Source organism: Streptacidiphilus monticola (assembly GCF_042658505.1).
In the GTDB taxonomy this organism is placed as follows: Bacteria; Actinomycetota; Actinomycetes; order Streptomycetales; family Streptomycetaceae; genus Streptacidiphilus; species Streptacidiphilus monticola.
Map to the genome: position 1 here is coordinate 43,479 of NZ_JBHSQJ010000006.1, position 13,109 is coordinate 56,587.

Here is a 13,109-nt window from a genome sequence, read left to right on the forward strand (position 1 = left end):
GATCCCCCCGAACGGGACGACCGTGAGGGGACGACGAAGTCCCGGGAGGCGGGGCCCGCCTCCCGGGACCGCGAGTCACCGAACCGGCATCGACCGGAACCGGGTCAGTCGTTCACGCAGTGGTTGCCGAAAGCCGGGTTGAGCAGCCCGATCACGCTGATGGTGTTGCCGCACACGTTCACCGGAACGTGGACCGGCACCTGGATCAGGTTGCCGGAGAGCACACCGGGGGAACCCCAGGCGGCGCCCTCCGCGGTCGCCCCGCCGTGCCCGTGGGCGGAGGCGGCGCCGGCAGCGCCCAGCACCAGTCCACCCGTGGCGACCGCGAGCGCAGCGACCTTCTTCGCCTTCATGTTTGTCCTCCTTCATCGGCAAGCAGCCCGGAAGAGCCCCGGGCTGCATATGGGTGAACGAGGCTGTGGCGAACGAGGTACGTGAGAAAACCCGTTCTCACCCGGAGGAGTGAGCGGCTCGAACACGGAGTTGACGGAACGTCAGTCCCACCTGCGGTCGAGCCGCGCGCTCGAACAGGCTCAGCAGGCGTCCAGGAAGCGGTCCAGGACCCGCACCCCGAACTTCAGACCGTCCACCGGCACGCGCTCGTCGACCCCGTGGAACATCCCGGCGAAGTCGAGGTCCGGCGGCAGCTGCAGCGGCGCGAAGCCGAAGCAGCGGATGCCCAGCTCGCTGAAGGACTTGGCGTCCGTGCCGCCCGAGAGCGTGTAGGGGACGGCCCGGGCGATCGGGTCCTCGGCCACCAGCGAGGACTGCATCGCCTCGACCAGCGCACCGTCGAAGTCGGTCTCCACGGCCTTGTCCCGGTGCACGAACTCCCGCTTGATGCGCGGCCCGAGGATGCGGTCCAGTTCGGCGCTGAACTCCTCCTCGTGGCCCGGCAGGAAGCGCCCGTCCACGTGCGCGACCGCCTGGCCCGGGATGACGTTCACCTTGTAGCCGGCGCCGAGCATGGTGGGCTGGGCGGTGTTGGAGAAGGTCGCGCCGATCAGCTTGGCGATGCCGCCCAGCCGCTCCAGGGTGGAGTCCATGTCCTCCGGGTCGAGCTCCACGCCGAAGGCGTCGGAAAGCTCGTCCAGGAAGTGCCGGACGCTCTTGGTCACCCGCACCGGGAACTTGTGCCGCCCCAGCCGGGCCACCGCGTCGCAGAGCTCGGTGATGGCGTTGTCCTTGTTGACCATCGACCCGTGCCCAGCGGTGCCGTCCACGGTCAGCCGCATCCATTGGATGCCCTTCTCCGCCGTCTGCACCAGGTAGAGGCGCAGCTGCTCGTTGACGGTGAAGGAGAAGCCGCCCACCTCGCCGATGGCCTCGGAGACGCCCTCGAACAGGCCCGGGTGGTGGTCCACGAGGTGGTGCGCGCCGTAGACGCCGCCGGCCTCCTCGTCCGCGAGGAAGGCCAGCACGATGTCGCGCGGGGGACGGCGCCCGCTGCGCAGCCGGTCGCGGACGACGGCCAGCGTCATCGCGTCCATGTCCTTCATGTCCACCGCGCCGCGTCCCCAGACGCAGCCGTCGGCGATCTCGCCGGAGAAGGGGTGGTGGGTCCAGTCGTCGGCGTTGGCCGGGACGACGTCCGTGTGGCCGTGGATCAGCAGGGCGGGCCGGGACGGGTCCTCCCCCTCGATCCGCGCCACGGTGCTGGCGCGGCCCCGGGCGGACTCGAAGATCTGCGGCTCGAGACCGACCTCGGCCAGCTTCTCCGCGACGTACTCGGCCGCCGCCCGCTCGCCAGGACCGTCGTTGTTGCCGTAGTTGCTGGTGTCGATGCGGATCAGGTCCCGGCACAGCTCGGCGACCTCGTCCTCGCCGCGCGGGTGCCTGGGTGCCTGGGTCGGGTTCGACTCGCTCACGCTGTTCAGCCTCTCTGACGGAACGCCGGGGGCGTCCCCCGGGCGCGTTCCCGCCATCCTCCCCCGCGGGCCCGCGCCGACCCAAGCCGGTATCGCCGCGCGGGAGCCTGTCTGCGCAGGTGGACGGGGCGATAAGCGGTTCGGAACCTTGGCTGATCTTTGCTATGGTTATCCCCGTCAGCGCGACGGAGACGACGCGGCTGACGCCGAAGATGCGCGGGTGGCGGAATGGCAGACGCGCTAGCTTGAGGTGCTAGTGCCCTTCGGGGCGTGGGGGTTCAAGTCCCCCCTCGCGCACGCATCCTCCACATCGGCCCCCCGGTCACCGACCGGGGGGCCGATGTCGTTCCCCCGCAGCCGGTTGCCACCCTTCCCCGCACCGTGCAGCTCCACCGCAGGGCCCGCGACGCCCGCCCGCCTTTCCCCGGTCCGCCGGGGGCCACGGAACCCGCAGGCCAAGCCGTCGGCCAGGCGCGACCGCGCGGCGACCCGGCTACGCCGGAGCCGGAGCCGATTCCGCCTGCCGGGGCGCCCCAGGCCGCCGGGACCGCNCACCAACGACGCAAACCGGCTCCCCGGCAGGCCCAGCGGGCGGCCCGCACAGGGGACCCGATCCGCGCCGCGCGGGATTTCGGCGCGCTCGGGTGCCCACCGGAGCCGGGGTACGGCGCGCCGGCCAGGCCCGAGGCGGGCAGGGACCGCGCGAACCCGCCGACCGGGGCTTCTCGGCGTCCGGTCGCGGGGGCCGGACCCTGCCGGTTCCGCGGCACCAACGACGCAAACCGGCTCCCCGACAGGCCCGGCGGGCGGGCCGCACAGGGGACCCGATCCGCGCCGCGCGGGATTTCGGCGCGTTCGGGGGGCGTACGGGCACGTCGGGTGCGAACATCTGCCCATGAGCCTGGAGGAGCGCCCGGAGAACGTGCTGGGCTTCATGGACGAAGCGCAGACCCGGGCCCTGCTGGCCACCCTGGAGGCCGCCGGTGAGCACCGGGGGCTCGCGGCCGAGTACCGGACGATGCGTCAGATGCTCGACGGCGCCTCGCTCGGGGTCGCGTTCCTCGGCACGGACCTGCGGTACCGCTACGTCAACGAGGCCCTCGCGAGGATCAACGGGGTGCCCGCCGCCCAGCACGTGGGCCGGCGAATAGCCGACGTGGTGCCCGGCATCGACGTGGACGCCGCGGAAGCGGAACTGCGGGCCGTCCTGCGCGACGGCAAACCGCGCAACCACACCGTGGAGGGGACCACCCAGGCCGACGGCGCCGCCGAGCTGCGTTGGTGGCACAACGCCTACCACCGTGTCCACGGCGCGGACGGCCAGGTGCTCGGCGTCGCCGGCATGGTGCTGGAGATCACCGAGGACCGCCGGATCCGGGAGGCGCTGGACCGGGCCCGTACCCGGCTCGCCCTGCTGGACGAGGCGGCCACCCGCATCGGCACCACCCTGGACGTCCAGCAGACCTGCAAGGAGCTGACCCGGCTGCTGGTCCCCCGGCTGGCCGACATCGCCGTGGTCGACATCCTGGATCCCGACTGCCCGCCCGGCCGGCAGATCGTGAACGGCTCGCCGCGCCTGGTCCGGCTGGCCATGAGCACCACGCCGGCGCTGGTGAAGGCGGGCCGCTGGTTCGGCGCCCCGGGCGCGCGGCTGAATCCGCAGCCGACCGCCGCGACCGCCAGATGCCTGGCCCAGCAGCGGCCCGTGGTCTCCAACTTCCCGGACGACGAGCAGCTCGCGGCCGATGCCCCCGAGGCCGGGCGGGTGGGCCGGTACCGTCGCATGGGCATCCACTCCGCGCTCTGCGTCCCGCTGACGGCGCGTCACGACACCGTCGGCGTGGTCGTGCTGGTCCGCGCCGGCGACTCGCCGTCATTCTCCTCCGAGGACGTGGACCTGGTCACCGAACTGGCCCGGCGCGCGGCCGCCAGCGTCAACCACGCTCAGCGCTTCGCACAGGAGCACGAGGCCGCGCTGGTGCTGCAGCGGGCGCTGCTCGCGGGTCAGGTCGTCTCGCACCCGCGGATCGAGTGCGCGGGACGCTACCTCCCGGCCGGCGCCAGCGCGGAGGTCGGCGGCGACTGGTACGACAGCCTGCGGCTTCCCGACGGCCGGGCGCTGCTCGTCGTCGGGGACGTGATGGGCCACGGGCTGGACGCGGCGGCCTCGATGGGCGAGTTCCGGATGCTGCTGCGTGCCCTGGCGCTGCAGGGCTGGGACCCGGCCAGGATCCTCGACGAGGCCCAGCGGACCGCGCACGCGCTGCGGCTGGACCGGGTCACCACCTGCCTGGTGGCCGAGCTGGACCCGGCCGCCGGAACGGCCACGTTCGCGAGTGCGGGCCATCTGCCGCCCCTGCTGGCTACGCCGAACGCCCCGGCCCGGCTGCTGGAGCTGCCGGTCGACCCGCCGCTCGGCATCGGCCCGCACCGCTACCGCTCCCGCACCGAGCAGCTGCCCCCAGGCTCGGTGCTGCTCCTCTACACCGACGGCCTGGTCGAGCGGCGGGGAGAGGACATCGACAAGTCGCTGAGTCGACTTCCCGCCCTGGGACTCGACCCCGCGGCCCCGCTTGAGCACCTGCTCGACGCCGCCCTGGCCCAGCTCAGCATCGTCGACGGCGAGGACGACGTCGCGCTGCTGGCCGCCAGGATCAGCTGACGGTCCGGCAGGTCCCGTCAGCGGAGCACGACGCAGCCGCGTCGTTCCAGGTCGGCGAGCCAGTGCGGCTCCCACTCGAGGCGGTTCCAGCGCAGGTCCAGCTTCTCCAGCGGGAGGTCCGCGAGGGCCTCGGGCAAGGCGTGCAGTCCGTTGTCGCGCAGATCGAGATGGGTGAGGGAGCGCAGCCCCGCGACGGCGTCCGGCAGCCGGCCGAGCCGGTTGTTGCGCAGGTCCAGCAGCCGCAGCCGGGCCAACGCGCCGATGCCGTCCGGCAGTTCACGCACCTGGTTGTCCATCAGCCGCAGCTCGCGCAGCTCGGTGAGGCCGCCGATGGTGTCGGGCAGCGTCTCCAGCCGGTTCTCCATCAGGTGGGCCTCGCGCAGTCGGGCCAGTCGGCCGAAGGAGCGGGGCAGGGCGGTCAGGCGGTTGCGGTACAGGCGCAGCTCGTGCAGCGCGGCCAGGGCGCCGAAGTCGGCAGGAAGGGACGCCAGTCGGTTGTCCGTCGCGCCGAGGTAGCCCAGTCGGGAGAGCCGGGTGAGCGCGGCGGGAAGTTCGGTCAGCCGGTTGTCGCTGAGGTAGAGGTAGCGGCTCAGCCCGTGCAGGTCCCCGATGGCGTCAGGGAGGGCGGAGATCCGGTTGTGGCCGAGGTCGAGCGTGTGCAGCTGCCGCAACCGCCCCAGGGTTTCCGGGACCTGGCCGATGAGGTTGTCCGCCAGGTTGAGCACGCGCAGCCCCGAGGGCAGGGCGGCCGGGAACTGCGTCAACCGGTTGCGGTAGGCGGACAGGACGGTGAGCTCCGGACCCAGCAGCTGGGGCGCGATCACCGTCAAGTCCTGGCCGTCCAGCCAGAGTTCGCTCACGCGCCGAACCGTCGCTCGAAGGCGGTGCGGTTGGCGGAGGGCTCGGCCCGGTCCCACACCGCGAAGACCACGTGCTCGAACGCCCCCGCGAAGGGTCCGTCGAGCTGCTCTCCGAAGGCGTCCGCGACGGCGGCAGGGTCGTTGCGGAAGACCCCGCAGCCCCAGGCGCCGAGCACGAGACGGGTCGCCCCGTGGTGCGCGGCCACCGCCAGGACCCGTCCGGCACGGCGGCGCAGGACGGCGTCGACGCTCGGACCGGCGTCGGGCTCGCGGCGCAGCAGCTCCCCGGCGTTGGGCGCGGGGCAGGTGAGGAAGTCCGCGAGGACGGGCCGGGCCAGCAGCCCGCCGTCCGGGCCGCGGTGGATGGGGACGCCCGGCGACCAGATCACCCGGTCGCTGTAGCGGAGGTCGTCGGAGGCGCGGTGCGCGGCGTAGTACTCGGGCGCCCGGAGCAGCGTCGGGTGGAGCAGCGCGTGCCGGCACAGATCCTCCTCCTGCGCCCGGGCCCCGCCGAGGTAGCCGCCGCCGGGGTTGCGGGCGGAGGCGAAGTTGAGCACCGCGGCCCCGGCGCCGAGCCGACGCGCGGCGTCCAGGCTGCCTTCCGCGGTGACCTCGACGACGGGTTCCAGGTCCGTCCGCGGCGGGCGCAGCCCCTCCTCCGGCTGGTGCAGGACCGTCCCGGCGAGGGCCGCCGCGAGCAGTTCGCGGATCACCACCTCGCTCCCGTCGGCGGCGGTGTAGCGGCCCGCCTCCTCGATACCGGCGTTCTGCTGGGCGACGTGACGCAGTCGTGAACTCACCTGCCGCACGGTAGGAGGGCATAGGCGGGGGCGTCGAGCGGTTATCCGCTAGCGTGATCGCGAAGGGAGTGCGCTGCGATGGGTGACCTGATCCTGGTCCGGCACGGCGAGACGGAGTGGAGCCTGTCGGGACAGCACACCAGTTGGACCGACCTGCCCCTCACCGAGAGGGGCAGGGCCCAGGCCCAGGCGCTGGCCCCGCTGCTGGCCGAGCACAAGGTCTGCTGGGCCGCGGCGAGCCCCCTGGCCCGCGCGCAGGAGACCGCGAAGCTGGCCGGCCTCGACCCCGTCGTGACCGACCCGGACCTGATGGAGTGGGACTACGGCGCGTACGAGGGCGTCACCACCCGGGACATCCACCGCGACCGCCCGAGCTGGGACCTGTGGACGGACGGCGTCCCCAGCGGACCCGAGGGCCACCCCGGGGAGTCCCCGGAGCAGGTCGGCAGGCGTGCGGACCGGGTCATCGCCAAGGCGGAGGCCGCGCTGGCGAACGGGCGCGGCGGGGATGTGGTGCTGGTCGCCCACGCCCACTTCCTGCGCGTCCTCACCGCCCGGAGATTGGGACTCCCGCCCCGCGACGGCGCGCTGTTCCAACTGGCCACGGGAACGATCAGCAGGCTGAGCACGGAACACAGCCGCTGGGTCATCGCCTCCTGGAACGAACAACCCCGCTGACGCCCCGTTACGGTTTTCGCGGTCCCGCAGTGGGGCTCCCGGCCTCCGGCTCCGGCATGACTTGTGCCCCTTGTTCAGCATGATCGAAAAGGCACCTTTTCAGGGGCGCGGGGATCCCCACCCTTCGGGCACCTCCCGCCGAAGGGTGGAGGATCCTCGCGGCGGAGCCGCACATGTTCGCAGCCTCGCGCCCCCGAAAGGCCCCCTGACGGGGCACTACGCGGGGACGGCCACCGCCGGGACGGCATCGATCAGCGCCCGCGTGTACGGCTGCTGAGCAGCCGTCAGATCCGCCGCCGCCAGCGTCTCGACGATCCGGCCCGCCCGCATCACCGCCACGCGGTCGGACAACTCCCGCACCACCGCGAGGTCGTGGGCGATGAACACCAGGCTGATGCCAAGCTCCCGGCGCAGCCGGTTGAGCAGGTCGACCACCTGGGCCTGCGTCGTCACGTCGAGCGCGGAGACCGCCTCGTCGCACACCAGCACCCGCGGGCTCGTGCTCAGCGCCCGCGCGATCGCGGCGCGCTGGCGCTGGCCGCCGGAGAGCTGGTGCGGGTACCTGTCGTGCACAGCGGCCGGCAGGCCCACCACCTCCAACAGGCGCTCCGCCTCCGCCCGCAGCTTCACCCGGTCCCGCTCGCCGCGGATCCGCAGCGGCTCGACGATCGAATCCCCCACCGAGCGCCGGGGGTTGAGCGACGAGCCGGGGTCCTGGAAGACCATCTGCAGGTCCCGCCGCTTCGCCCGCAGCTCGCTGCCGCGCCACCGGGCGATGTCCTCGCCCTGGTAGGTCACCCGTCCCGACGTCGGCTCCTGCAGGCGCACCAGGGTCCGCCCGAGCGTGGACTTGCCACTGCCCGACTCCCCCACCACGCCCAGCGACTCGCCCGCCCGGATCTCCAGCGACACCCCGTCCAGGGCCCGCACGGAGCCGAAACGCACCGTCAGGTCCTCGACCCGGACCAGGGCTTCGCCCCCGGTGACCGGCTCCTCCAGCGGGGTGTCCAGCCGGGGCACCGCGTCCAGCAGGGCCCGCGTGTAGGGGTGCGCGGGCGCGCCCAGCACCTGCCGAGTGGGACCGTGCTCGACGGTCTCGCCGCGCCGCAGCACCAGGACCTCGTCGGCGATCCCGGAGACGACGCCCAGGTCGTGGCTGATGAGGATCAGCCCCATGCCGGTCTCCTGGCGCAACTCGTCCAGCAGGCGCAGGATCTGGGCCTGCACCGTGACGTCCAGCGCCGTCGTCGGCTCGTCCGCGACCAGCACCCGGGGCCGCAGCACCAGGGCCATCGCGATGAGGGCGCGCTGGCGCATGCCGCCGGAGAACTCGTGCGGGTAGGAGCGGTAGAAGGTCTTCGGGTCGATGCCGACCCGCTCCAGCGCCTGTCGGGCCGCCGCCTGCGCCGCCGCCCGGTCCGAGCCGGTGTGCAGCCGGTGCACGGCCGCGATCTGACGGCCGACCCTGGTGTAGGGGTCGAGTGAGGTCAGCGGTTCCTGGAAGACCATGGCCAGCTCCTTGCCGCGGATGCGGCGGAGCTGCTCCTCGGTGGCACTGTTGACCTCGACCGGCCGCTCCCCGAGCAGCCGGATCGCGCCGGTGACCTCGGCCGGTCCGCCCCGGTGCAGGCCCAGCAGGGCGAGCGCGGCCGCGGACTTCCCGGAACCGGACTCGCCCACCAGGCCCAGGGTCCGACCGGCCGCCAGGTCGAAGCTCAGGCCCTGGAGCGCGACCGCCCCTCCGGGGAACGCGATGCTCAGGTCCTCGACCTGGAGCACCTTGTCCGACGTGGCCGTCCCCGGCGTGACCGGCCCCGACGGAACCGTCTCCGGCCTGACCGCCCCCGACGTGACCGTCTCTGTCGTGACCGTCTCTGTCGTGACCGTCTCTGACGTGCCTGACTGTGACTTCCTCATGACGTTCCCTCAGATCCGGACGCGCGGGTCGAGCGCCGCGTACAGCACGTCGGCGACCGCGTTCGCGACGATCACCAGCGCGCCCGCCAGCAGCGTGATGCCGCAGATGACCGGCAGGTCGATGGTGGTGGCGGACTCGACGGCGAGCTTGCCGAGCCCGGGCAGGCCGAACATCGACTCGGTGAAGACCGCGCCCGACATCACCCCGCCGATGTCCAGCGCCGCCATGGTGGCGAGCGTGGGCAGCGCGCCGCGCACGGCGTGGCGGGTGACGATGCGGCGCTCGCTCCAGCCGTAGGCGCGCAGGGTGCGGATGTGGTCGAGGCTCATCGCCTCCAGCACGCCGGCGCGGGCCAGCCGCGAGTAGGTGGCCGCCATCACCAGCGCGATGGCCATCCAGGGCAGCAGCATGTTCTCGGCCCACTGTCCGGGGCTGTCGGTGAAGGCCACGTAGGTCGGGAACGGCAGGATCTGCAGCCACACGCAGGCGCCGAGCAGGAGCAGCAGCGCGACGACGAAGACGGGGGCCGAACCCAGCGTCAGCATCAGGGTGTTGGTGATCCGGTCGCGCAGGCCGCCGGGCTTGAGCGCGGCGAACAGGCCGGTGCCGATGCCGAGGGCGAGCCAGAGCACCGCCGCACCGAGCGTCAGCGAGACGTCCACCGGCAGCCGGTCCAGCAGCATCTGCGTCACCGGCTCGTTGCCCTGGAAGGAGTAGCCGAGGCAGGGCGCGGAGCACCAGACGGTCGTCGGGCCGGTGCTGTAGGAGTGCCCGGCGAAGACGCCGGTCAGGAAGGACCAGAACTGCTCGTAGACCGGCCGGTCGGTGCCCAGGGAGTGCCGCACGGCCTCGAGTTGGGGAGCGGTGCAGCCCTTGCCGCAGGCGAGCACGGCCGGGTCGCCGGGCATGGCGTAGAAGAGCGCGTACACCAGCGCGGCCATGACCAGGAGCACGAGGGCCGCGCCGAGCGCGCGGCGGCCGAGGAAGCGGATCACTTCTGTCCCTTCTTCCCGCGCGGTTCGAGCGCCTCCAGACCGGCGTTCTTCGGGTCGAGCGCCCAGCGCAGCGACTCGCCCAGAGTGGTGAAGGCGAGTACGGCGGCGAGCAGGGTCAGCGCCGGGATCAGCACGTAGACGGGGTCGACCTGGAACCAGGTGGTGGCCCCGGAGAGCATCTGCCCCCAGGAGGAGGTGGGCGGCTTGACGCCCAGGCCGAGGAAGGAGAGCCCGGCCTCCATGACCATGTTGGCGGGCAGCATCAGCGCGGTGTAGGTGGCGATCGGCGCGGCCAGCCCGGGCAGGATCTCGCGCCGGGCCAGCCGCCAACTGCCGGCCCCCGCAAGGAGGGAGGCGGCCACGTACTCGCGCTCGCGCAGCACCAGCGTCTCCGCGCGCACGATGCGCGCCATCGGGGCCCAGCCGAAGAAGGCCACCACCAGGCAGAGCAGCACCGGGCGCGGGAACGAGTCCGGCACCACCGCGATCAGCGCGATGGAGAAGAACAGGCTGGGGAAGGAGAGGGCCAGGTCGGTGAAGCGGCCCAGCGCGTTGTCGGTGAAGCGACCGCCCAGCCCCGCGCCGAGGCCGACGGAGACGCCGATCACCAGCTGCCCGAGCGTCGCGCCGAAGGCGACGGCCAGCGAGATCTGCGCGCCGTAGACGAGCCGGGCGAACAGGTCGCGGCCGGTGGTCGGTTCGACGCCCAGCCAGTGGCTGCCGCTGATGCCGCCGAAGGCCCCGTTGGGGCTGCCTCCGGTGGCGGAGTCGAGCAGCTCGTCGTGGAAGGTGTTCGGGCTCTGCCCCTCCAGGTGCGCCAGCACCGGGGCGAGCACGGCGGCGAGCACCATCAGGGCGATCACGGCCAGCGCGGCGCGCGCGGAGCGCCGCGACCAGAGCCGGGCCCAGACGGCGGCGGGGCCGCTCGGCGAGCGGGTGCTCGCCGGGGCGGCCTCGTCGTCAGGGGCGGCCCCCGCGAGGGGGGCCGCCGGCTGAACGGTCGTCATCGTCCGCTGCTCACTTGACCGAGACGGAGGCGATGTCGTACCAGCCGCGCCACTGGTCGACGTAGGTGTTCTTGACCTTGCTGCCGTACAGCGCCGAGTCGATCTCGGAGTAGAGCGGGACGTTCAGCGCCAGCTTGCCGATCTGCGCGTCGAGTTCGCCCCACTTCTGCTGCGCGGTCGCGTAGTCGGTGATCTTGTTGATCGCGTCGATCTGCGCGTTCACCCCGGCGTCGTTGTACTGGGCCAGGTTCCAGTTGCCGCCGCCGGTCACGATCTGGCGGCCGTCGTAGATCGGGCTCAGGAACGGCGCGCCGGAGGGCCAGTCGGCGCCCCAGCTGGTCAGCGCCAACTCGGGCTGGGTGGCTGGGGTGTTGACGACGCTGGAGAAGGCGGAGTCGTCGATCGGGTTGAGCTTGATGGTGATGCCGGCCTTGGCGTATGCCTGCTGCAGCGCGGTGGCGGCGGCCGGGTCGGCGTTGTCGTAGGCGAGGGAGACGGTGATGCCGTTGGGGTAACCGGCCTGCGCCAGCAGCTGCTTGGCCTTGTCCGGGTTGCCGGTCCGGCCGGCCGGGAACCAGTCGTAGTCCTGGTGCGCGGCCTTGAGGCTGGCGGGCAGGAAGGTGGTGGTGGCCGCGGCCAGGGAGCTGCCGCCCTCGGCGTTGACGACGGCGGTGCGGTCGACGGCGTAGGAGAAGGCCTCGCGCACCAGCTGGTTGTCGAAGGGCTTCTTCTTGGTGTTGAAGGCGAGGTAGGTGGTGTCCGCGAAGTAGCCGGTGGCCACGCGCTTCTTGACGGACGGGTTGCCCGCGACCTTGGCGAGCGTGGCGGCGTCCAGGATCGTGTCGGTGGTGATCGCGTCCGCGTCGTTGCCGACCGAGGCGCTGAGCCGCTGGTTGATCACGGTGGCGGACAGCCCCAGGCTGATCTTGATGTTGTCGGGGCAGGCCAGCCGCTGGGCGTCGGTCGAGCGGTCCCAGTACGTGTTGCGGACCAGGTCCAACTCCTTGCCCTTGGTGAAGGAGGAGATGGTGTAGGGGCCGGAGCTCACCGGAGCGGCGTTGTACTCCTTGCCGGTGTCCTTGGCCTTGGGCACGGGGGCGAACTGGGTCTGCGAGGCCAGGTAGGGGAAGTCGCCCTCGGACTTGCGCAGGTGGAACACGATCGTCGTCGCGTCCGGCGTGGTGATCGAGGACAGCTCGGGGCTGCCCGCGCCGTAGGGGCCCTGGTAGCTCTCGCCGCCGACGAGCCAGTCGCGCAGGTACGGCGGGCCGCCGGCGAGCTGGGAGGAGAACGAGCGCTCGACGGCATACTTGATGTCGGCCGAGGTGATGGCGGTGCCGTCGGCGTACTTCAGCCCCGGCTTGAGGTGGTAGGTCCAGACGGTGGCGTTCTGGCTGGGCTCACCGGTGTCGGTGGCCAGGTCCGGGACGATCTTCGTACCGGCGTCGCCCGGCTGGCTCTGACGGGTCGTCAGGGTACGGAAGAGCAGGCGCGGGATCGCGCCGCCGCCGGAGGTGTACAGCACGGCGGGGTCGTAACCGGAGCTGGACTTGCTCTTGTTGAGCACGTAGAGGGTGCCGCCCGTGCAGTTCGCCGCGGTCACCTTGGCCCCGGCGGCCGAGCCGCCCGCGCTCGATCCGGTACCGCCCCCGCTGCCGCAGGCGGCGAGGAGGGAGCCGACGGCGATGGTGGACACGGTGAATACAGCTATTCGGGCAGGGCGAAGCATGGCGTCTTCCTCGGACAGGGATGCGGGGCCCGGAGGACACCCGCGGGGAGGTGAACATGACGGCACGTCAGCCGCCATGGGCAAGGCACACGGGGAATCGCAGGCGCGGAGCGCCCGGCGAACGATGAATGCGGGGAGGATCAACCCGCGGGAGCCGTCAACAACAGATGACGTCGCCCACGCAGTGCACGCTCATGGCAAGCAGTGCGACAACGAAGGTCGACTGCGGGGAGCGGCGGCGGTGCGTGGACATGGCCGGAACTTTATGCAGAGTGAATACCCGCAGTCAAAGCCGCTCCCGGTTCCCGGTCACATGCTGAGACGGCTTCGCCGTGGGGGGAAGCGCTCCCCAAGAGCCGCAAGGACTGCGACGCCCGGTTCGCTTCCACCATGCGGACAACGAGCCGCCCGACGCTCCGGCTGGAACGCGCCACGGGACGAGGGGACCGGGTTTGCGAGGGGAGGGGCCCGGGGGCGAGGGCGAGGACGGGTCCCGCTCCCCGAAGCCCCCGCACTCCGCGCGGGGCGGTGGCCGCCCGCGCCACCGAAGCCTTCGCGCAGGGCCACGCCCCCACGGTGAGGACGCCCCCGG

Annotated in this window: 10 protein-coding genes and 1 tRNA gene; 3 read left to right on the plus strand and 8 right to left on the minus strand. The window is 72.5% G+C overall.

From position 1 onward, the window contains the following. Window positions 1-104 precede the first annotated feature (104 nt). Window positions 105-353: a chaplin gene (locus ACFP3V_RS01730; RefSeq protein ID WP_380578862.1), complete on the minus strand. Its 249-nt coding sequence runs from the start codon at window positions 351-353 to the stop codon at window positions 105-107. A 180-nt stretch (window positions 354-533) separates the two neighbouring features. Next, entirely contained in the window at window positions 534-1,868 is a 1,335-nt protein-coding gene (locus ACFP3V_RS01735) for a M20/M25/M40 family metallo-hydrolase (RefSeq protein WP_380578864.1), read from the minus strand. 214 nt (window positions 1,869-2,082) lie between these two features. On the opposite strand from ACFP3V_RS01735, the gene ACFP3V_RS01740 reads away from it, so the two are divergent. Both ACFP3V_RS01740 and ACFP3V_RS01745 read left to right on the plus strand, forming a co-directional pair. Continuing rightward, a tRNA-Leu gene (locus tag ACFP3V_RS01740) sits at window positions 2,083-2,165 on the plus strand. 598 nt (window positions 2,166-2,763) lie between these two features. Continuing rightward, on the plus strand, window positions 2,764-4,530 hold the full coding sequence (locus ACFP3V_RS01745) for a SpoIIE family protein phosphatase (protein ID WP_380578866.1): 1,767 nt from the start codon (window positions 2,764-2,766) through the stop codon (window positions 4,528-4,530). 17 nt (window positions 4,531-4,547) lie between these two features. Here the strand turns inward: ACFP3V_RS01745 and ACFP3V_RS01750 are convergent, their stop codons facing one another. Both ACFP3V_RS01750 and ACFP3V_RS01755 read right to left on the minus strand, forming a co-directional pair. Next, window positions 4,548-5,390 carry a leucine-rich repeat domain-containing protein gene (locus ACFP3V_RS01750; protein WP_380578868.1) on the minus strand — a complete coding sequence of 281 codons (843 nt, stop codon included), beginning with the start codon at window positions 5,388-5,390 and terminating at the stop codon, window positions 4,548-4,550. Further along, the gene (locus ACFP3V_RS01755) at window positions 5,387-6,190 is read right to left on the minus strand and encodes a TIGR02452 family protein (RefSeq protein WP_380578870.1); all 804 of its coding nucleotides are present in this window, start codon (window positions 6,188-6,190) and stop codon (window positions 5,387-5,389) included. Before ACFP3V_RS01755 ends, ACFP3V_RS01750 begins: the two co-directional genes overlap by 4 nt. 78 nt (window positions 6,191-6,268) lie before the next feature. Here ACFP3V_RS01755 and ACFP3V_RS01760 point away from each other — a divergent pair, with 78 nt between their 5' ends. Next, the gene (locus ACFP3V_RS01760; protein WP_380578872.1) at window positions 6,269-6,868 is read left to right on the plus strand and encodes a histidine phosphatase family protein; all 600 of its coding nucleotides are present in this window, start codon (window positions 6,269-6,271) and stop codon (window positions 6,866-6,868) included. A 216-nt stretch (window positions 6,869-7,084) separates the two neighbouring features. Here ACFP3V_RS01760 and ACFP3V_RS01765 read toward each other — a convergent pair whose 3' ends face one another. Genes ACFP3V_RS01765 through ACFP3V_RS01780 form a run of 4 tightly spaced genes read right to left on the minus strand, consistent with a single transcriptional unit; the run spans window position 7,085 to window position 12,517 of the window. After that, entirely contained in the window at window positions 7,085-8,785 is a 1,701-nt protein-coding gene (locus ACFP3V_RS01765) for a dipeptide ABC transporter ATP-binding protein (RefSeq protein ID WP_465270086.1), read from the minus strand. 9 nt (window positions 8,786-8,794) lie between these two features. Continuing rightward, on the minus strand, window positions 8,795-9,781 hold the full coding sequence (locus ACFP3V_RS01770) for an ABC transporter permease (protein WP_380578876.1): 987 nt from the start codon (window positions 9,779-9,781) through the stop codon (window positions 8,795-8,797). Continuing rightward, window positions 9,778-10,788: an ABC transporter permease gene (locus ACFP3V_RS01775; protein WP_380578878.1), complete on the minus strand. Its 1,011-nt coding sequence runs from the start codon at window positions 10,786-10,788 to the stop codon at window positions 9,778-9,780. Before ACFP3V_RS01775 ends, ACFP3V_RS01770 begins: the two co-directional genes overlap by 4 nt. A 10-nt stretch (window positions 10,789-10,798) precedes the next feature. Beyond that, window positions 10,799-12,517 (minus strand): ABC transporter substrate-binding protein, encoded by a 1,719-nt coding sequence (locus tag ACFP3V_RS01780; protein ID WP_380578880.1) that lies wholly within the window; start codon window positions 12,515-12,517, stop codon window positions 10,799-10,801. Window positions 12,518-13,109 lie beyond the last annotated feature (592 nt).